The following is an 18,807-nucleotide window of genomic DNA, read 5'->3' on the forward strand; positions in this document are numbered from 1 at the left end:
TTTCGTTTTCAGGCTGCTTTTTTAACTTTCAGGCTGCCTTTAACTTTCAGGCTGCCTTTAACTTTCAGGCTGCCTTTAACTTTCAGGCTGCCTTTAACTTTCAGGCTGCCTTTAACTTTCAGGCTGCTTTTGTCTTTCAGGCTGCCTTTAACTTTCAGGCTGCTTTTGTCTTTCAGGCTGCCTTTTGATTTTTTAGAACAGCAAAAACCGCACACCGTTTGGGACGGTGTGCGGCCGGGTTGCCTTGCCGTTTTACTGGCCGGCGGCTTGGTTTACGCGCTCGCGCAATTCCTTGCCGGGTTTGAAGTGGGGAACGTACTTGGCGGGTACGTCCACACGTTCGCCGGTTTTGGGGTTGCGGCCGACGCGCGGCGGACGGTAGTTCAGGTCGAAACTGCCGAAACCGCGGATTTCAATGCGTTGCCCTTTGGCCAGCGAGCGGGTCATGGTGTCAACCAGGACTTTGACGCTGTATTCGATGTCTTTGCTTTGCAGCTGGTTGCCGTTTTCGGCAACGAAGACTTCGGCCAGGCGGGCCATCAATTCCGATTTGGTCATGTTGCGGCCTTATTGTTTGCCCAAAGACGCTTTGAGCAGGTCGCCCAGGCTGGTGGTACCGGCGTTGGTGGTGGCTGCGTTGACGTTGTTGAGGGCTTCGCGGTTTTCTTTGGCATCTTTGGCTTTAACCGACAGTTTGATGCTGCGGTTTTTGCGGTCGATGGTCAGAATTACGGCTTCGACGGTGTCGCCGGCGTTGAGTTTGGTGGTCAGGTCTTCCACGCGCTCGCTGTCGAATTCGGATGCGGGCAGGTAGCCTTCCACTTCGTCGGCCAGGGCGACAACGGCGCCTTTGGCTTCAACGGATTTCACTTCGCCTTTAACCAGCGAGCCTTTGTCGTTCACGCTGATGAAGTTGCCGAAAGGATCGCCTTCGAGCTGTTTGATGCCCAGGGAGATGCGTTCTTTTTCGACGTCGATGGCCAGTACCACGGCTTCGACTTCTTCGCCTTTTTTGTATTTGCGTACGGCTTCTTCGCCGGCTTCGCTCCAAGAAAGGTCGGAAAGGTGCACCAGACCGTCGATGTTGCCGGGCAGGCCGACGAAAATACCGAAGTCGGTAATAGATTTGACTGCGCCTTGGATTTTGTCGCCTTTGTTGAAGTTGGCTTCAAATTCCTGCCACGGGTTGGGGCGGCACTGTTTCATGCCGAGGGAGATGCGGCGTTTGTTTTCGTCGATGTCCAGAATCATCACTTCGGTTTCGTCGCCAAGCTGTACGACTTTGCTCGGGTGGACGTTTTTGTTGGTCCAGTCCATTTCGGAAACGTGTACCAAACCTTCGATGCCCTGTTCGATTTCGACGAATGCGCCGTAGTCGGTCAGGTTGGAAACTTTACCGAACAGGCGGGTGCCGGTCGGGTAGCGGCGGGCAAGGCCGTCCCACGGATCTTCGCCCAACTGTTTGAGGCCGAGAGATACGCGTTGTTTGTCTTGGTCAAAGCGCAGCACTTTGGCTTCCACTTCTTGGCCGACTTCCAGCACTTCGCTGGGGTGTTTCACACGGCGCCATGCCAGGTCGGTGATGTGCAGCAGACCGTCGATACCGCCCAGATCCACGAACGCGCCGTAGTCGGTGATGTTTTTGACGATGCCTTTAACCACGCTGTCTTCTTTAAGGTTTTCCAGCAGGGCTTTGCGCTCTTCGCCGAGGGTTTCCTCCAGAACGGCGCGGCGGGATACCACGACGTTATTGCGTTTTTTATCCAGTTTGATGACTTTGAATTCGATTTCTTTGCCTTCAAAGTAGGAAGTGTCTTTCACCGGACGCACGTCCAAGAGAGAGCCGGGCAGGAAGGCGCGGATGCTGTTGACCATTACGGTCAGGCCACCTTTGACTTTGCCGCCGACCACGCCGGACAGGATTTGGCCGTCTTCCATCGCTTCTTCCAAAGTGATCCAGTCGGCCGCGCGCTTGGCTTTTTCGCGGGAAAGTTTGGTTTCGCCAAAGCCGTTTTCCACCGATTCGATGGTCACGGTAACGAAATCGCCGACTTTGACTTCCAACTCGCCTTGCGGGTTTTTGAATTCGGCCAGATCAATCAGCGATTCGGATTTCAGACCGGCGTTTACGATTACGAATTTATCCGTAATGTCAACGACTTCTGCGGTGATGACTTCACCGTGGGTCATTTCCTGGCTGGCTGAGTATTCTTCCAGTAACTGGGCAAAATTTTCCATGAGTTTGCTTTCTTTGCACCGCCAAGGGATGCGGGGTTGGGGTTGGAAACGCCGGCCTCCTTGGCAGGCGGGCGCGGGGTTGGGTTTTTCAGGCTGCCTGAAAAAATGCGCGATTATAGCGTGTAATCAGCTTTCGCGATACCAATCAAGCACTTTTTTTACCGTTTCGTCTATGCTCAAATCGGAAGTGTCGAGCAGCTTCGCATCGGGCTCTTGGCGCAGCGGGGCGCTGGTGCGGCGGCTGTCGGCCAGATCGCGCGCTTGGATGTCGGCAACGATGCGCTGGTATTCCAAGCCTTCGCACGGCAAACCGAGCTGCTTGGCGCGGCGGCAGGCGCGCACTTCGGCGGCGGCGGTCAGAAAGATTTTCAGCCGCGCCTGCGGGAACACCACCGAAGCCATGTCGCGGCCGTCGGCCACCAGACCCTGCTCGGTAAGAAAGTCGCGCTGGCGCTGCAGCAGGGCGGCGCGGACAGCCGGCAAGGCAGCCACGGCGGATGCGCCCATGCCGATTTCTTCGCTGCGGATGGCGCTGCCGACGTTTTCGTCCGCCAAAAAGACGGTGCCGCCGGCAAAGCGTACAGGCAAGGCGGCGGCCAGCTCGGCCAACGCCGCTTCGTCCGACCACGACACGCCCTGCCGCTGCGCATACAGCGCGGTCAGCCGGTAGAGCGCGCCCGAATCAAGATACGCCCAGCCCAATTCCTGCGCCACCCGTGCGGCAATGGTGCCTTTGCCCGATGCGCTGGGGCCGTCGATGGCAATCACTTTTTGCATTTGGTTTTTCCTGTGCGAGCAAGTGGAAAAGGGTGCGATTCTATCACAAGGCGTATCCGCCGCTTTCAGGCTGCCTTGTGCCGGCCGGCGCAACAAAACCCCGCTCGCCGCGCCGCCAAACTTGCCCGAATGGTTGCGCTTTGATTAAGATTCGCTCTGTTTTCAATCCATACCGCTTTTAGGAAAAACAATGAAAAAACTGCTCGCCGCTTTCTCCGCCGCCGCCCTGCTGGCAGCACCCGCCATGCTTGAAGCACGCGATTTCGACCCCGTGCCGCGCCTGATTCTCCGCCCGCACGGCGGCCAGATTGTCAAATCGCGCCGCATCGGCGAAGACAAATTCAAAGTCGAATACTTCCTGCGCCGCGGCCGGATCCGCGATTTGGCCGACGAAGCGCGCAGCAATGCCGAAAACAACGGTTTTCGCACCGTAAAAGCCAAAGTCAGCCCGAGCAAAGCCACATTGGAGTTTCGCCGCGGCCCGCAGGAAATGGATATCCGCATCAAAGAAAAATGGACCGGCGGCATTTCCTATGAAGCAGAATTGGATTTGAACCGCGACAAAATGAGCGAAATGCCGATGCCGGCCGAACAAGCCGAGCAGGAATAAGCGCCAGACGGTTTCAGGCTGCCTGAAACCGTTTTTCCTACGCTTTGTAGAGCTTTATAACTGCCCGCTGCCTTTTTGCTAGACTGGGAACATGGAAATACCCGAAGACTGGTTTGAGCACCGCCGCGAAGACCGCGAGCTGCTGGGGTGGATAACACCTCGCGGTGAGGATTTCATAGCTATCGACCTGCTCGGCAGAGAAAGCGAGGCGACCGACTGGCTGGGTGCCGAGGCGCACCTAGATAACCTTGGCCTTCGCTACCTGGCAGAGGCTTACGCTTACGAGGTGGAGCCGGCCGTATGGGTACGGGTGCGCCTGGTGGAGGCTTCGGTCCGCGGCATCACGATCACAGAAGACAACTTCGGGGATATTGCCGCCACAATGCCCACATACGAGCTCCCCTTCCCCGCCGGTGAGCGGCTGGTTCCTCTTGAGGAGGCACCCGGTGAGGTCTTTAGCGCTAGGAACCCTCGCACACCGTAGCCCCGAAAAGATAATCCTGCTCAACGATTCATGGCCGGCATTGAAGCTCTCTCCACATTGGAGACAAAAGCAGCCTGAAAGCCGAAAACAATACCGGCGACAACAAACCAATCAATAAAGGACGAAGTTATGGATTCCCCGACCAATTTCCGCCATCTGCTGGAAATCGACCTACTGAATGCAGAAAACGATGCCGCTGCCGAACAGGGCTGTGCCGCCGCCCTGGCCGCCGAGCCGCCCGCCGCCGCGGTGCTGGTGGCCGCCAATCGCTTGGGCGCCGCGCGGATGGCGCTGCCCAAAAGTAAAGGCGTAACCATTGCTGCCGTGCTGAATCCCGACGGTGCCGAGCCGGTGTCGGCAGTGGCCGATACCGCTACCGCGCTGGCCTTCGGTGCCGACGGCATCGTGCTGGTGCTGGCCGATGCCGCCGGCTTCGACAGCGATGCTGCCGCCCAAAGCCGCCATATGCTGGCAACGGTGGCCGAGCTGTGCCGCTCCGGCCAAAAGCGGCTGACGGTAATGGTCAAGCAGTATCAAACCGAAGAACAGCTGCTTCATGTGGCGCAAACCGCTTGGGCGGCCGGCTGCGATTTCGTTTCCTTCGCGCTGCCGGAAGACGGCAGCACGCCGTTTGCCGCGCTGAAAGAGCATCTGCCGGCCGAAGGGGCTGGGGTAAAAATCTGGGGGCTGGCCGATACCGATGCCGCCGAGAAATGCGTGGCTGCGTGGGCGGAAGTGTTCGGCAGCGGGCAGCTGGATGCGCAGCATCTGCGTTTGATCGTTCCCGCCGACTGGCTGGCAGCGGCGCAGGCCTAGGATTGCCGCCATAAGAAGTTTTCAGGCTGCCTTTTTCCTTTGAAAGGCAGCCTGAAAATTATCGGCGGGGAGAAAAAGGGGGGGAACACCGGCTGCCGGGTGATGCCCGATTGCCTTTCAGGCAGCCTGAAACGGAAAAACCGGTTTGAAATCATCAAACCGGTTTGAATTTGGTGCCCAGGAGAAGACTCGAACTTCCACACCCGTGAGGATACCAGCACCTGAAGCTGGCGCGTCTACCAATTCCGCCACCTGGGCAAAGCTAGATTGTGAATGCAAAGTAAAAGCAGCTTGCGCTGCGTTTTGGTGCCCAGGAGAAGACTCGAACTTCCACACCCGTGAGGATACCAGCACCTGAAGCTGGCGCGTCTACCAATTCCGCCACCTGGGCTTTGCATTTGTATTGCGCTTGGGTTAAAGTGCCGCAAGCGAAAGGCGGCATTATATAAACCCTTTGAAAATTGTCAATCATGAAAACCAAGAAAAAAACAAATTTATTGAATCTTAGAGAAAAAGACCCGTTTTTAAAGCGCGAGCAGCAGAAATACGAACATCCGCTGCCCAGCCGCGAATGGATTATCCGCCTGCTGGACGATGCGGGCGTGCCGCAGAAAATTTCCGCGCTGGCCGAACAGCTGTCGATCAGCGACGAAGAATTCGAGTTTTTCGAGCGCCGCATCAAGGCGATGGCGCGCGACGGCCAGGTGCTGATCAACCGGCGCAACCTGGTGTGCGTGGCCGACAAACTGGAAATCGTCAAATGCCGCGTCGAAGTGCATAAGGACGACTTGGGTTTTGCCGTGCCGCTCACCAACGACGGCGGCGGCGATTTCGTACTTTACGAGCGCCAGCTGCGCGGGCTGATGCACGGCGATTTGGTAACCGTGCGCCCCACCGGCGGCCGCGACCGGCGCGGGCGCCGCGAAGGGCAGGTGCTGGACATTATCGAGCGCGCGCAAACCGACGTCGTCGGCCGTTTTTATCTCGACCGCGGCGTGGCGGTGCTGGAAGCGGAAGACCGCCGATTGCACCAGCCGATTATTCTCGAGCCCGAATCGGTGGCCGAATTCAAGCCCGAATCCGGCCAGGTGATTGTGGCGGCGATCGAAAGCTATCCCACCAACCACCGCCCCGCCGTGGCGCGGGTAACCGAAGTGCTGGGCGACTATGCCGACAGCGGCATGGAAATCGAAATCGCCGTGCGCAAACACCACCTGCCGCACGAGTTTTCCGAAAACTGCGTTCAGGCTGCCGCCAAAATCCCCGAAAAAGTGCGCCCCGCCGACCGCAAAGGCCGCGAAGACTTGCGCGATCTGCCGCTGGTCACCATCGACGGCGAAAGCTCGCGCGATTTCGATGACGCCGTTTACGCCGAAAAACACGGGCGCAACTACCGCCTTATCGTCGCCATTGCCGACGTCAGCCACTATGTGCGCCCGCACGACGCCATCGACAGCGACGCCCGCGAACGCGCCACCAGCGTTTATTTCCCCCGCCGCGTCATCCCCATGCTGCCTGAAAGCCTGTCCAACGGCATCTGCTCGCTCAATCCCGACGTCGAGCGCCTGTGCATGGTGTGCGACATGACCATCACCTACGCCGGCAACGTCAAGTCCTACCGCTTCTACCCCGCCGTGATGCGCTCCCACGGCCGCCTGACCTACAACCAAGTGTGGGACTGGCTCGAGAGCGGCGCCGACAACCCCCACCGCAAAAATCTCGATACGCTCTACGCCCTGTATCAAGTTCTGCACAAAAAACGGCTCAAACGCGGCGCCATGGAATTCGAGACCACCGAAACCCAGATGCTGTTTGACGATCACGGCAAAATCGAGCGCATCGAACCCGTGCACCGCAACGATGCCCACAAGCTCATCGAAGAGTGCATGCTCGCCGCCAACGTCTGCGCCGCCGACTTCCTGCTGGCGCACAAACACCCCGGCCTGTACCGCAACCACGCCGGCCCCACCGCCGAAAAACTCGCCGTGCTGCACGAACAGCTCGCCCTGACCGGCCTGCAGTTGGGCGGCGGCGACAACCCCACACCCAAGCACTACGCTGAACTGGCCGCCCAATTCGAAGGCCGCGACGACCGCGAACTGTTGCAAACCATGCTGCTGCGCTCGATGCAGCAGGCCGTGTACGAAGCGCAAAACCAAGGCCACTTTGGCCTTGCCTACGAGCACTACACCCACTTCACCTCCCCCATCCGCCGCTATCCCGACCTGGCCGTCCACCGCGCCATCAAAGCCGTGCTCGCCGGCAAAAACTACCGCGAAGACTCCTGGCCCTCGCTCGGCGCCCACGCCTCCTTCTGCGAGCGCCGCGCCGACGAAGCCAGCCGCGATGTCGAAAACTGGCTCAAAACCTACTACATGCGCGACAAAGTCGGCGAAACCTTCACCGGCCGCATCTCCGGCATGAGCACCTTCGGCATCTTCGTTACCCTCGACAACATCCACACCGAAGGCATGGTGCACGTCAGCGACCTGGGCGAAGACTACTTCAACTACCGCCGCGACATCATGGCGATGGTCGGCGAGCGCAGCGGCATCCGCTTCGATATGGGCGACAGCGTAACCGTCCGCGTCGTCCGTGCCGATTTGGAAACCAGCCGCATCGACCTTACCTTGGTCAGCGGCGGCTACAGCGGCAAGCGCAAAAAACGCAGCGCCGACGGCACTGCCAAATCCGCCAAAACCGGCAAAAACAAAAGGCAGCCTGAAAGCCCCAAAACGCCCGCCAAACGCAGCAAAAAGCAGCCTGAAAAACCGGCTAACGGCAAACGCGGCAAAACCCCCAAAGCCCCGGCCAAAGGCAAACCCGCCGCCGCCAAGCCTGCCGTCCAATCTGTTGCCAAACCAGCTGCCAAGCCCACCAAAAAAGCCGCCGCGCCCAAAACGCGCAAACGCAAATAACCTAGGGCAGCCTGAAAGCCCGTCTGCACGGTTTTCAGGCTGCCTTTGCAGCAAGAAGCGTAGGCTGGGTCTAGACCCAGCTTTCAGGCTGCTTTACGGTTCCTTGGCTCCCATCCCGAGCTACATTTACCAAAAACCCCAAAGGCAGCCTGAAACCCCGTCCCCACCGTTTTCAGGCTGCCTTGCCCATCCCAAAGGAGAACCCGTGAATATCGTTTTTCTCGACAGCGGCACGCTGCCCGCGCGGCCGCTGCGTTTTGATTTCCCGCACACGCTGCAAAACCACCCGCACACCGCGCCCGATCAGACTGCCGCGCGGCTGGCCGGCGCCGATATCGTGATTACCAACAAAGTCGCCATCCGCGCCGAACACTTTGCCGCCAATCCGCAGCTGAAACTGGTGGCGTTGGCGGCCACCGGCTACGACAACGTCGATTTGGCCGCCGCGCGCGCCGCCGGCGTTGCCGTCTGCAACGTGCGCGATTACGGCAGCGATAGCGTTGCCGAACACGCCTTTATGCTGCTGCTCGCCCTGATGCGCAACCTGCCCGCCTACCGCCGCGACGTTGCCGCCGGCGCCTGGCGCCAAGCCGCCCATTTCTGCCATTTCGGCGCGCCGATACGCAATCTCAACGGCAAAACCCTTGCCATCTTCGGTCGCGGCAGTATCGGCCGCCGGCTCGCCGGCTATGCCGAAGCCTTCGGCATGAACGTGCTGTGGGGCGAGCGCAAAGACGCCGCCGCCGTACGCCCGGGCTATACCGCCTTTCAGGCTGCCTTGTCGCAGGCCGACGCCGTTTCGCTGCACTGCCCGCTCAACGATTCCACCCGCCATATGATCGGCGAGAACGAACTGCGGCAGATGAAGCCGCAGGCGGTGCTGGTCAATGTCGGCCGCGGCGGCCTGGCCGACGAGCAGGCGGTGCTCGCCGCACTCAAATACGGCATGCTCGGCGGCGCCGGCTTTGATGTGCTGAGCCAAGAGCCGCCCTCAGAAGGCAACCCGCTGCTCTCGCAACTGCCCAATCTGATCGTTACCCCGCATGTGGCATGGGCGGCGGCGGAAACCGTCGAAAACCTGACGCAGATGCTCGAAGCCAATATCAACGCCTTTGCCGCCGGCCGCCCGCAAAATCTGCTGTAGCGCCGGCCGCGCAGGACTTGGGCGCATAAAAAAGCAGCCTGAAAACCGGATCGGCGGTTTTCAGGCTGCTTTGGTTTTGCCCTAAAGTGTGTTGGCGTGGCGCAAACCGAGACGGCTCAGTCGCGGCACGAACCCTTGCCGTCGATACACGGCAGCGTGGCGATTTCGCGTTCGCGGCCGCTGCCGCCGTACAGCGTCCACACATGGCGGCCGTCGGGATGAAGCACCAGCACCGAGTTGGCAACGATATGCCGCTCCATCCATTCTTTCGGAAACGCCGACATATCGCCCGTCTGCCCCGCTTTCACGCCGTCGGCCACTTTCTCGTCGCTGTCCACCAGCCACAGCCAGGCATCCGGCTCGCTGCGGTGGATATCCTGCGCCAGCGTTACCAGTTCGGCATCGCCGCTGCCGGCGGGCACCAGCACATAAAGATAGCGGAAACGGCTGTTCACTTCGCCAACGATTTGCCATTGCGGCGCGGCTGTGGCTGCGGCGCTTGCAGCGGGCGCAGACGTAGCAGCAGGCGTAGCTGCGGACGCGGGCGCAGTTTCCCGCTCCACATTGCTTTGCCCGCAGGCGGCAAGCAGCAGCAGGGCGGCGGTTAATGCGGTTTTTTTCATGTCTTTTCCTTTAAAACGGTTAATGGAACGGGGGCAACAGGCTGGCACCTGTACTCGATATTGTTCCGCAAGGGGCGCTCTGCATGGCTTTTCAGACGGCCTTTGCGGTTTTAATGCTTCGTTGTCGGATGCGCAAATCCGGCCTACGGGAACTTTTGCTTTGGGGCTGTACTAGATAAGCCCTAAATTCCACACCACCGGCGCAGCACTTTAAGCTGCTCGGAAGGTGCGCCAAAGTTAAAACGGAACTCGCATTCTTTCAAGAACAACGGGAAAGATTTACGGTCGATTCCATTGTATTTGCGCAGTACGCGTTTTGCCTGATTCCAAAAGTTTTCAATGCCGTTGATGTGGTTTTGTCTGTCGGCAAACAGCTTGCTGTAGTTGATACGGTGATGGGTAAATCCGCTTACATCCAACACATCATAGCTGCTCAAACAATCCGTATAGACAATGCTGTCAGGCATAATTTTCTTTGTGATAACAGGCATTAAAGTTTCTCTTTTGGCGTTCTCGACAACCACGGTATAAACCTTGCCGCCGCGTTTGAGAATACCGAAAACTGCCACCTTTCCCGCCGCACCGCGTCCGCGTTTGCCTTTGCGGTGTCCGCCGAAATAGCTCTCGTCCAACTCAATTGAGCCGTTAAAAACCGTATCGGCTTCCAACGAGAGATGATGGCTGATGACTTCGCGAATCTTGCGGTAAAACAGCACTGCCGAATTGGGGTGGATGCCCAACAAATCGGCGGCTGAACGGGCGGTAACTTCGAGTACAAAAAACTGTAGCAGTTTCTTTTGAATACTCTTTTTTATTTTACAATGGGTTATTTTCATTTTTGCAGTCTAACATGACTGCTTATCTAGTACAGCCCCTTTGCTTTTTTCAGGCTGCTTGGGCGGTAACGGCCAAAGCAGCCTGAAAACCTTTACCGCAATTCACCGTGTTCAAAATGCTGCTCCCATGCGATTTCGCCGTTGGCTTGGCGGCTGGGAATCAGAAGAATCTGCCGTCCGTATCGCGGCGTGGTCAGCAGAATCCAGCCGTCCGCGCTGATACGGGTTGCGGCTTGGGGATGCGGCGGGATGCCGACGGGCGGCTGCTTGTTTTTCAGTTTGTCGGCAACAGCGTTTTGCAGGGGCTCGGCGGTGGCGATAATCTGCCTGATTTCGCTGCGCTGCATATAGTTGCCGTATTGCGGAATCAGCAGCAGGGCAAGCAGCGAAATCAGCATAACGGCGCTGCAAAATCCTTTGATAAAGGCAAGGCGGGTGGGCGGCATGGGGCTTCCTTTTTTGCTGTACGCAAGATGCGCGGACGGATTTTAAGGCAGCCTGAAAACCGGTTTCGCGGTTTTTCAGGCTGCCTTTCGGCCTTTTTCCAAACGCCGTTATTGCGGCAAAACGGGCTGGCTTTGCTTGTTCTCTTTATATCTCAGGTGGGCCGAAATCAGGCAGGAAAGTTCGTGGCCGATGTCGCAGGCTTTCCAGTACAGTGCGCGCGCTTTGTCTTTGTTTGCGCCCAAGCCGCTGCGGGGGTCGAGATAAAGATTGGCCAAGGCATAGCAGCCTTTCATATTGCCGCCGTCGCAGGCTTTTTTCAGCGGTGCGCAGGCATCGGCGGGGGTGTTCGTATGCTCCTGCGTCCACACGGCAAATTTAACGCAGCTGTCGAGATCGTTTTGGCCGCATGCTGCGGCGAGCTGCTGGTAGGCTTTGGGGTCGAACGCTTCTTCGGCGCGGGCAAAAAGCGGCAGCAAAACGGCTGCGGCGATAAGGAATTTTTTTATTTTCTGGTCTCCGAATAAAAAGGCCGTCTGAAATCCTTTCGGGCGGCCTTTTGTGCAGGTTTAACCCAACGCCTTACGCGCGGCGGCGAACATTCGGTACCAGCCGCTCAATTCGCCCCAGTTTTCAGGCTGCCAGCTCATTTGCGCGGTTTGGTACACGCGTTCGGGGTGGGGCATCATGATGGTGATGCGGCCGTCGGCGTTGGTCACGCCGGCGATGCCCTGCGGCGAGCCGTTGGGGTTGAGCGGGTAGGTTTGGGTTACGGCGCCGGTGCCGTCGATGTATTGCAGGGCAATGGCAAGGCCGTCTGACACCGAATTGCCGTCGCGTCCTAAGTGGGCGAAATCGGCGCGGCCTTCGCCGTGGCTGACGACCACGGGCAGGCGGCTGCCCTGCATTTCGGCCAGAATCAGCGAGGGCGATTTGGCCACTTCGACCATGCTCAAACGGGCTTCAAACTGCTCGCTGCGGTTGCGTTTGAACTTCGGCCAGCCTTGGCTGCCGGGGATGATTTCGGCGAGGTTGCTCATCATTTGGCAGCCGTTGCACACGCCCAGCGCGAGGGTGTCTTGGCGCGCAAAGAAGGCGGCAAACTGCTCGCGCAGCGCGGGGTGGAACAGGATGGTTTTCGCCCAGCCTTCGCCCGCGCCGAGTACGTCGCCGTAGCTGAAGCCGCCGCAGGCGGCGAGCATTTGGAAGTCGGCAAGGTGGACGCGGCCTGCCATCAGGTCGGACATATGCACGTCGTAGGCATCGAATCCTGCGCGGGTGAAGGCGGCTGCCATTTCGATTTGCCCGTTTACGCCCTGTTCGCGCAGGATGGCGATTTTAGGTTTCGCGCCGCTGTTGACGAAAGGCGCGGCGATGTCTTCGTTCACGTCAAATTTCACGTCGGCAAACAATGCGCTGCGGTCGTTGTCGCCAATCAGGGCGAACTCGCTGTCGGCGCAGGCGGGGTTGTCGCGCAGGCGTTGGATGGCGTGGCTGGTTTCCTGCCAGGTTTGTTGCAGTTTGATTAGGTTGTCAGAAATAAGGTGCGTTTGCCCGTCGCGGATGATTAACGTGTTCTCATCAGTTAACGTACCGATTTCAAAGACATTGTGATGAAGCTGTTGTTGATAGAATAAATTGATAATATCGGCAACATCTTGTTTCCTAACTTGGATAACAGCACCCAACTCTTCATTAAATAATGTGCGGGCAATGGTTTCTTGCCATTCAGCCAACGCTTTTACCTCTTCAGTCCGCAATGATTGAGACAGAGCGGTATGGTTGGTAATAAATGTTTGTGCAAGCAATAAATTTAAATCTATATCCAAGCCGCAACGTGCCGCAAACGCCATTTCCGCTAACGTAGCAAACAGGCCGCCGTCGCTGCGGTCGTGGTAGGCCAACAGTTTGTCTTCGGCCACCAGCTTCTGCATCACATCGTAAAACGCTTTCAGACGGCCTATATTGATGTCGGGCGCTTCGCCGCCGGTTTCGTTGTACACCTGCGCCAGCGCCGAGCCGCCCATGCGTGCTTTGCCAAAGCCCAAATCGACAAACAGCAATACGCTGTCGGCCACGTTTTTCAATTCGGGGGTAACGGTTTTGCGTACGTCGGCCACCGGCGCGAAGCCGGTAATCACCAGCGATAGCGGCGAAGTTACGGATTTTTGTTCGCCGTTTTCCTGCCACACGGTTTTCATCGACAGCGAGTCTTTGCCCACGGGAATGCTGATGCCCAAGTCTTGGCAGGTTTCGGATACGGCCTGCACGGTGCGGTAGAGTTTTTCGTCTTCGCCCGCGTTGCCGCAGGCGGCCATCCAGTTGGCGGAGAGTTTGATGTTGCCGATGTCGCCGATGTTCACCGCCGCCAGATTGGTGATGGCTTCGCCGATGCACATTCTGCCCGAGGCGGGTGCGTCAAACAGGGCAACGGCGGGTTTTTCGCCCATTGCCATCGCTTCGCCGCGATAGGTATCGAAGCCCATCATGGTTACGGCGCAGTCGGCCACCGGCGTTTGGTAGCGGCCGACCATCTGGTCGCGGGCGGTCAGGCCGCCGACGCTGCGATCGCCGATGGTAATCAGGAAGTTTTTAGCGGCCACGGCAGGCAGGCGCAACACGCGGTAGGCGGCTTCTTTCAGGTCGATTTGGCTGCCTGAAAATGCTTTTTCAGACGGCCTTACGGTCTCATCGCGGCGGGTGGTTTTGGGCGGTTTTCCGAGCAATACGTTGAGCGGCAGATCGACGGGATTGTCGCCGTACAAATCGTCGCGCACCTGCAAGTGGCCGTCGTCGGTAGCCGTACCGACTACGGCAAACGGACAGCGTTCGCGCTCGCACAGAGCAGAGAAGGTGTCGAGATTTTCCGGCAACACGGACAACACATAACGCTCCTGCGCTTCGTTGCACCAGATTTGCAGCGGGGTTAAGCCGTGTTCTTCCAGCGGCACGTCGCGCAGCTTAAACACCGCGCCGCGCCCTGCGTCGTTCACCAATTCGGGGAAGGCGTTGGACAAGCCGCCCGCGCCTACGTCGTGAATGGCGATAATCGGATTGGCGTCGCCCAGCTGCCAGCAGCGGTCGATCACTTCCTGCGCGCGGCGTTCGATTTCGGGGTTGCCGCGCTGTACCGAGTTGAAATCCAAGCTGGAATCGTTGCTGCCGGTGTCCATCGAAGATGCCGCGCCGCCGCCCAAGCCAATCAGCATCCCCGGGCCGCCGAGTTGGATTAACAACGCGCCTTCGGGGATTTCGTTTTTATGCGTCTGCTGCGCTTGGATATTGCCCAAGCCGCCGGCAATCATAATCGGCTTGTGGTAGCCGCGCATTTGGCCGTCAAACTCCTGCTCGAAGGTGCGGAAATAGCCCAGCAAATTCGGGCGGCCGAATTCGTTGTTAAACGCCGCGCCGCCGATGGGGCCGTCGATCATAATATCCAGCGCGGAAGCCAGATGGCCGGGCTTGCCGTAGGGCTGCTCCCACGGCTGCGCAAAGCCCGGGATATTGAGGTTGGACACGGTAAAGCCGGTCAAACCCGCTTTCGGCCGCGCGCCGCGACCGGTTGCGCCCTCGTCGCGGATTTCGCCGCCCGCGCCGGTGGCCGCGCCCGCAAAGGGGGCGATGGCGGTGGGATGGTTGTGGGTTTCCACTTTCATCAGAATGTGCGTGTCTTCTTCGGCGAAACGGTAGCCCTGATTTTCCGCCGCGTGCGGATAAAAACGCTTGATTTTCGCGCCCTCGATAATCGACGCATTGTCTTTATAGGCCACCACCGTGCCCTCGGGATGCGCCTCGTGGGTGTCGCGGATCATGCGGAACAAGGATTTCTCCTGCGCCTGCCCGTTTAACACAAAATCGGCGTTGAAAATCTTGTGGCGGCAATGCTCCGAGTTCGCCTGCGCAAACATCATCAGTTCCACGTCCGACGGATTGCGGTTTAACGCGCGATAGTTTTCCACCAGATAATCAATCTCGTCGGGCGAGAGCGCCAAGCCCAGCTCGGTATTGGCTTTGACCAGCGCATCGCGGCCGCCGCCCAATACGTTTACCGTAGAAAAAGTCTGCGCCTCGGGATGGGCAAACAGCTTTTCGGCAGCCTGAAAATCGGGCAATACCGACTCGGTCATGCGGTCGTGCAGCAGCGACGCCCACGCGCGTTTTTCGTCGTCGTTCAGACGGCCTGACACCCACACCGCCATGCCGCGCTCGATGCGGGTAATTTGCGAGAGGCCGCAGTTGTGCGCGATGTCGGTGGCTTTCGACGCCCACGGCGACACCGTGCCCAAACGCGGCGTAACCAAAAAGAGATTGAGGCCGTCTGAAACCTCCGGCGCGGCCACGCTTTGCGCGTCAACCAAGGCTTCGAGCTTCGCTGCATCATCCGCCGCCAAAGGCGCGTCGGACGCGGCAAAATACCAAAATTCGCTGGACAACTGAGCCGCAGGCAAACCCAGCGCAGCGGCCTTTTGCAGCAGTTTTTCAACACGGAAATCGGAAAGGGCGCGGGTGCCGCGCAGGGGGAGGACGACGGACATGGGTGGATTTTCTCTCGGAAAAAAGACAGGAAAAAAGAAGGCGCGATTATACGCAAAACGCCTGCCGGCCGTGCCGCTTTTTCGCCGCCGCCAATGGGGTTTTCAGGCTGCTTTTGGGTTCGGAATCGCGGTTTCAGGCTGCTTTGGGATTTGGAACGGCGGAAAAACGGCTGCAGGCAGCCTGAAAACTTTTCAGGCTGCCTGCAGCCGTCTGCCGGTTTGGTTCAGCCCGACATCGCCACGCCCTGATAGCCGGCGTACAGGCCGAGGGCGAGCAGCATGGCGGCGATGGCGTGGTTGAAGATGCGCTGCGGTAGGCGGTGGCGGATGTGGTTGCCGACATACATAAATCCGAGCGACACCACAATCACGCTGGACAGCAGCAGCCAGCTTTTGCGGTCGAACGCGGAAATCACGGGAAACAGCAGCACGATTTGGATCAGTTTGGTAATCAGGATGCTGATGTTGTTCACCATCACCATTTCGGTTTTGTTGCGGTCGGTGCCCAAGAGATAAATCATCAGAAAGGCGACGATGGCGTTGGTGGCGCCGCCGACGATGCCGGCCACGAAACCGAACACGGCCATGGTTTTGCGGTCGGTTTTAAAGCGGATGCGGAAACGGCTGTATTGGGTAAAAACGTAAAACAGTAGGGTGATGCACAGGAAGATTTTCAGGCTGCCTTCGGGCAGAAAGAGCAGCAGGCCGATGCCGATCAGGCCGCCGATAAAGCTGCTGGCAAACAGCGGGAAAAAGGCGCGGCCGTATGTGATGAGGTTGTGTTTGAAGCCTTCGCCGGTGCGCAGCATCATGATGTTGATCACCAGGCAGGGCAGCACCACCATGGCAACGGCGGTTTTGAGCGGGTAAAAACCGGCAATCACGGCGGTGCCGACAATGGGATAGCCGAAGCCGGTGATGCCGTGCAGCAGGGCGCCGGTTACGAAAAAGAAAACGATGATCCAGTCGTTGGGCGTCCAATCCATGATGTGCGTTCCTGTGTGTGTTTTTGTAAAGGGCGGCAGTATAAGTGCGGCGGCGCGACAAAATTAGACTGTTTGTCTATATGGTTTAGAACGGCTGTTTGAAGCCGAAAAGGCAGCCTGAAAAGTTTTCAGGCTGCCTTTTTGGGGGGGGGATGGCGGCGGGTTTACCAGTCGCCGCGTTTGAGTTTGTCGATCTGGCGGCGGTCGCGTTTGGTGGGGCGGCCGTCGGGGTAGGCGGCGCTGACGCGGGCAGCCTGGTCGAGCAGCTTCTGCGCTTCGCGCGCTTGGGCGACGGCTTCGTCTTCGCGGTAAAGCAGGCGCGCTTCGGGCGCGGGGCGGCGCTGGTGGTTGAGCGCGGCCACGGTGATGCGGTAGGGCAGGGAATTGAGCGTGAGATCGATAACGTCGCCGGCGGCGATGTTTTTGCTGTTTTTGACTTTGCTGCCGTTTACCTGCACGCGGCCGAGCTCGATGTGCTTTTGCGCCAGCGCGCGGGTTTTGAAAAAGCGTGCCGCCCACAGCCATTTGTCGAGCCGCATGGCGGGGGTGTCGGAAGATGCTGCCATGATGTTGTCCTTTAAGAATAATGCTGCGCCAAAGCAGCCTGAAACCAAAAAACGCTGCGGCGGATTGTAGCCTATTTGCGCCGGTGCCGTTTGACGCGGCGCAGTACGGTTTGCGCGCAAATAGGCTACAATCCGCGCTGCCCCAAACCACCCGCAAGAACCGAAACCATGCGCACGCTGATAAACCGTTGTCTGGCTTGGCTGATTGACCACGGCCTGTATTTTTTCGTCGCCTTCATCACCGGCATCCGGCCGAAGTTTGAGGGCGCTTTGGATTTTACGCCGGAGAAAAAAGTGTATTTCGCCAACCACGGCAGCCACGGCGACTTTGTGATGGTGTGGATTTCGCTGCCCAAGCGCTGGCGCCGGCTGGCGCGGCCGGTGGCGGGGGCGGACTACTGGCTCACCAACCGCTTCAAGCGTTTTATCATCAACAATGTTTTCAACGGCCTGCTGATTATGCGCAACGGCAGCGACCCCAAGGCGATTACCGCGCAGATGGGCGCGGCGCTGGATCAAGGCTCGTCGCTGATTATCTTCCCCGAAGGCACGCGCAATACCGACGACGACGTGCTGCTGCTGCCCTTTAAAAGCGGCATCTACCATCTGGCGCGGGAAAATCCGGATGTCGGCTTTATCCCGATTTGGATCGACAACATCAACCGTGTGCTGCCCAAAGGCAAGCTGCTGCCGGTGCCGCTGGTGTGCGAAGTGAACATCGGCGAGGAAATGCAGCTTTTGCCGGGCGAAGACAAAGAAGCCTTTCTCGAACGCACCCGCAACGCGCTGCTGGATTTGGCGCCCGCCGGCAAACGCCAGGCCTACCGGCAGCCTGAAAACCGTGCCGCCGCCACCGCAAAGGAATCCGCATGAATCCGCATCCCGCTACCCTGCCCGTGCAGGCAGGCATTGTGTTTTTGGGCATTTTCGCCACGCTGGCGGTGGCCGGCCTGATCGGCCAGATTCTCGAGCGCCGTTTTGCCAGCGACAGCCACAATCCTACCATCAGCAATCTGAACGCCCGCATTTATTCGTGGTGGGTAATGACCATCGTATTGTTGTTTGCCTTTTGGTTCGGCTATTGGGGCACCATCGTTTTGTTTCTGCTGATTTCCTTCGCCGCCCTGCGCGAATTTATGACGCTGGTGTATCGCCGCCGCAGCGACTACAACGCGATGGTCGCCTGCTTTTACGTGCTGCTGCCGCTGCAATACTGGTTTGTGCTGATCGACTGGTACAGCATGTTTACCATTCTGATTCCGGTGTACGCCTTTTTGATTCTGCCGATTATCGCTAGCCTGTCGGGCGATGCCGGCAACTTCTTCGAGCGTACCGCCAAAATCCAATGGGGCGCGATGATCACCATCTACTGCCTGTCGCACGTGCCGGCGCTGATGACGCTGGAAATCCAAGGCTTCAGCGGCAGCAACATCCTGCTGCTGGTGTTTATGATCGCCGTGGTGCAGGCCAGCGATGTGCTGCAGTATGTGTGGGGCAAACTCTTCGGTCGCCGCCGCATCATGCCTAGCCTGTCGCCCAACAAAACCGTGGCCGGCACCGTCGGCGGCATCAGCTGCGCCACGCTGCTGGCGGCGGCGCTGTATTGGATTACCCCGTTTTCGCCGTTTCAGGCTGCCTTGCTCGGTTTGCTTATCTGCCTGATGGGCTTTTTCGGCGGACTGGTGATGTCGGCGATCAAACGCAGTTTCGGCGTGAAAGACTGGGGGCGGATGATCCGCGGCCACGGCGGCATGCTCGATCGGGTGGACAGCATCTGTTTTGCCGCGCCGGTGTTTTTTCATCTGGTGCGCTATTTCTGGACGTAAAACC

18 protein-coding genes and 2 tRNA genes are annotated in these 18,807 nt (G+C 58.5%); 8 read left to right on the plus strand and 12 right to left on the minus strand.

From position 1 onward, the window contains the following. Positions 1-188 (plus strand): hypothetical protein (locus tag OP500_RS09630; RefSeq protein WP_274070809.1); only part of this gene is annotated, 188 nt, incomplete at its 5' end. A 64-nt stretch (positions 189-252) separates the two neighbouring features. On the opposite strand, the gene OP500_RS09635 is transcribed toward OP500_RS09630, so the two are convergent. The 3 genes from OP500_RS09635 to cmk all read right to left on the minus strand — a co-directional run bounded on the left by OP500_RS09635 (position 253) and on the right by cmk (position 3,015). Further along, positions 253-558, minus strand: a complete 306-nt coding sequence (locus tag OP500_RS09635) for an integration host factor subunit beta (protein ID WP_238744846.1) — start codon at positions 556-558, stop codon at positions 253-255. Positions 559-567: 9 nt separating this feature from the next. Then, positions 568-2,238, minus strand: a complete 1,671-nt coding sequence (gene rpsA / locus OP500_RS09640; RefSeq protein ID WP_274070810.1) for a 30S ribosomal protein S1 — start codon at positions 2,236-2,238, stop codon at positions 568-570. A 126-nt stretch (positions 2,239-2,364) separates the two neighbouring features. Beyond that, entirely contained in the window at positions 2,365-3,015 is a 651-nt protein-coding gene (gene cmk, locus OP500_RS09645) for a (d)CMP kinase (protein WP_238744843.1), read from the minus strand. A 190-nt stretch (positions 3,016-3,205) separates the two neighbouring features. Between cmk and OP500_RS09650 the strand changes: the two genes are divergently transcribed. From OP500_RS09650 to OP500_RS09660, 3 genes are all read left to right on the plus strand, one after another. Continuing rightward, positions 3,206-3,625 carry a hypothetical protein gene (locus tag OP500_RS09650; RefSeq protein WP_274070811.1) on the plus strand — a complete coding sequence of 140 codons (420 nt, stop codon included), beginning with the start codon at positions 3,206-3,208 and terminating at the stop codon, positions 3,623-3,625. Between the two features lie 91 nt (positions 3,626-3,716). Further along, positions 3,717-4,109, plus strand: a complete 393-nt coding sequence (locus OP500_RS09655; RefSeq protein ID WP_274070812.1) for a hypothetical protein — start codon at positions 3,717-3,719, stop codon at positions 4,107-4,109. Between the two features lie 129 nt (positions 4,110-4,238). Next, positions 4,239-4,925, plus strand: coding sequence for a hypothetical protein (locus OP500_RS09660; protein WP_274070813.1), 687 nt, complete (start codon positions 4,239-4,241; stop codon positions 4,923-4,925). A 171-nt stretch (positions 4,926-5,096) separates the two neighbouring features. On the opposite strand, the gene OP500_RS09665 is transcribed toward OP500_RS09660, so the two are convergent. Together OP500_RS09665 and OP500_RS09670 are read right to left on the minus strand one after the other, a co-directional pair. Next, positions 5,097-5,183, minus strand: a tRNA-Leu gene (locus tag OP500_RS09665). A 46-nt stretch (positions 5,184-5,229) separates the two neighbouring features. After that, positions 5,230-5,316, minus strand: a tRNA-Leu gene (locus OP500_RS09670). Between the two features lie 79 nt (positions 5,317-5,395). On the opposite strand from OP500_RS09670, the gene rnr reads away from it, so the two are divergent. Then, a complete protein-coding gene (gene rnr, locus OP500_RS09675) occupies positions 5,396-7,843 on the plus strand; it encodes a ribonuclease R (protein WP_274070814.1) in 2,448 nt (815 codons plus the stop codon). 205 nt (positions 7,844-8,048) lie between these two features. Beyond that, positions 8,049-8,987: a D-2-hydroxyacid dehydrogenase gene (locus OP500_RS09680; RefSeq protein ID WP_238744987.1), complete on the plus strand. Its 939-nt coding sequence runs from the start codon at positions 8,049-8,051 to the stop codon at positions 8,985-8,987. Between the two features lie 116 nt (positions 8,988-9,103). Here the strand turns inward: OP500_RS09680 and OP500_RS09685 are convergent, their stop codons facing one another. The 7 genes from OP500_RS09685 to OP500_RS09715 form a co-directional block, all read right to left on the minus strand. Continuing rightward, positions 9,104-9,610, minus strand: coding sequence for a hypothetical protein (locus OP500_RS09685; protein ID WP_238744838.1), 507 nt, complete (start codon positions 9,608-9,610; stop codon positions 9,104-9,106). 182 nt (positions 9,611-9,792) lie between these two features. Continuing rightward, entirely contained in the window at positions 9,793-10,446 is a 654-nt protein-coding gene (locus OP500_RS09690) for an IS1595 family transposase (RefSeq protein ID WP_274070815.1), read from the minus strand. A gap of 92 nt (positions 10,447-10,538) precedes the next feature. Continuing rightward, complete coding sequence (locus tag OP500_RS09695) at positions 10,539-10,892, minus strand: hypothetical protein (protein ID WP_274070816.1); 354 nt, start codon at positions 10,890-10,892, stop codon at positions 10,539-10,541. 108 nt (positions 10,893-11,000) lie between these two features. Continuing rightward, positions 11,001-11,369, minus strand: a complete 369-nt coding sequence (locus tag OP500_RS09700; RefSeq protein WP_238744835.1) for a sel1 repeat family protein — start codon at positions 11,367-11,369, stop codon at positions 11,001-11,003. A gap of 90 nt (positions 11,370-11,459) precedes the next feature. Further along, a complete protein-coding gene (gene purL, locus OP500_RS09705; RefSeq protein WP_238744834.1) occupies positions 11,460-15,425 on the minus strand; it encodes a phosphoribosylformylglycinamidine synthase in 3,966 nt (1,321 codons plus the stop codon). 224 nt (positions 15,426-15,649) lie between these two features. Further along, positions 15,650-16,411 (minus strand): sulfite exporter TauE/SafE family protein, encoded by a 762-nt coding sequence (locus OP500_RS09710; protein ID WP_238744832.1) that lies wholly within the window; start codon positions 16,409-16,411, stop codon positions 15,650-15,652. Between the two features lie 164 nt (positions 16,412-16,575). Beyond that, on the minus strand, positions 16,576-16,977 hold the full coding sequence (locus tag OP500_RS09715; protein WP_238744830.1) for an RNA-binding S4 domain-containing protein: 402 nt from the start codon (positions 16,975-16,977) through the stop codon (positions 16,576-16,578). A 168-nt stretch (positions 16,978-17,145) separates the two neighbouring features. On the opposite strand from OP500_RS09715, the gene OP500_RS09720 reads away from it, so the two are divergent. Together OP500_RS09720 and OP500_RS09725 are read left to right on the plus strand one after the other, a co-directional pair. Beyond that, positions 17,146-17,850 (plus strand): lysophospholipid acyltransferase family protein, encoded by a 705-nt coding sequence (locus tag OP500_RS09720; RefSeq protein WP_274070817.1) that lies wholly within the window; start codon positions 17,146-17,148, stop codon positions 17,848-17,850. Then, on the plus strand, positions 17,847-18,803 hold the full coding sequence (locus OP500_RS09725; RefSeq protein ID WP_238744828.1) for a phosphatidate cytidylyltransferase: 957 nt from the start codon (positions 17,847-17,849) through the stop codon (positions 18,801-18,803). Before OP500_RS09720 ends, OP500_RS09725 begins: the two co-directional genes overlap by 4 nt. Positions 18,804-18,807: the final 4 nt, after the last annotated feature.

The sequence above is a fragment of the Kingella sp. SNUBH-2017 genome (assembly GCF_028680565.1).
GTDB classification, from domain to species: domain Bacteria; phylum Pseudomonadota; class Gammaproteobacteria; order Burkholderiales; family Neisseriaceae; genus Kingella_D; species Kingella_D pumchi.

What these genes read in the sequence shown, in the direction of transcription:
- OP500_RS09690 (WP_274070815.1), bottom strand. Translation starts at nt 10,446, where the DNA reads ATGAAAATAACCCATTGTAAAATAAAAAAGAGTATTCAAAAGAAACTG.
- OP500_RS09660 (WP_274070813.1), top strand. Translation starts at nt 4,239, where the DNA reads ATGGATTCCCCGACCAATTTCCGCCATCTGCTGGAAATCGACCTACTG.
- rpsA (WP_274070810.1), bottom strand. Translation starts at nt 2,238, where the DNA reads ATGGAAAATTTTGCCCAGTTACTGGAAGAATACTCAGCCAGCCAGGAA.
- cmk (WP_238744843.1), bottom strand. Translation starts at nt 3,015, where the DNA reads ATGCAAAAAGTGATTGCCATCGACGGCCCCAGCGCATCGGGCAAAGGC.
- OP500_RS09710 (WP_238744832.1), bottom strand. Translation starts at nt 16,411, where the DNA reads ATGGATTGGACGCCCAACGACTGGATCATCGTTTTCTTTTTCGTAACC.
- OP500_RS09635 (WP_238744846.1), bottom strand. Translation starts at nt 558, where the DNA reads ATGACCAAATCGGAATTGATGGCCCGCCTGGCCGAAGTCTTCGTTGCC.
- OP500_RS09725 (WP_238744828.1), top strand. Translation starts at nt 17,847, where the DNA reads ATGAATCCGCATCCCGCTACCCTGCCCGTGCAGGCAGGCATTGTGTTT.
- OP500_RS09650 (WP_274070811.1), top strand. Translation starts at nt 3,206, where the DNA reads ATGAAAAAACTGCTCGCCGCTTTCTCCGCCGCCGCCCTGCTGGCAGCA.
- OP500_RS09685 (WP_238744838.1), bottom strand. Translation starts at nt 9,610, where the DNA reads ATGAAAAAAACCGCATTAACCGCCGCCCTGCTGCTGCTTGCCGCCTGC.
- OP500_RS09720 (WP_274070817.1), top strand. Translation starts at nt 17,146, where the DNA reads ATGCGCACGCTGATAAACCGTTGTCTGGCTTGGCTGATTGACCACGGC.
- OP500_RS09695 (WP_274070816.1), bottom strand. Translation starts at nt 10,892, where the DNA reads ATGCCGCCCACCCGCCTTGCCTTTATCAAAGGATTTTGCAGCGCCGTT.
- OP500_RS09655 (WP_274070812.1), top strand. Translation starts at nt 3,717, where the DNA reads ATGGAAATACCCGAAGACTGGTTTGAGCACCGCCGCGAAGACCGCGAG.
- rnr (WP_274070814.1), top strand. Translation starts at nt 5,396, where the DNA reads ATGAAAACCAAGAAAAAAACAAATTTATTGAATCTTAGAGAAAAAGAC.
- OP500_RS09715 (WP_238744830.1), bottom strand. Translation starts at nt 16,977, where the DNA reads ATGGCAGCATCTTCCGACACCCCCGCCATGCGGCTCGACAAATGGCTG.
- purL (WP_238744834.1), bottom strand. Translation starts at nt 15,425, where the DNA reads ATGTCCGTCGTCCTCCCCCTGCGCGGCACCCGCGCCCTTTCCGATTTC.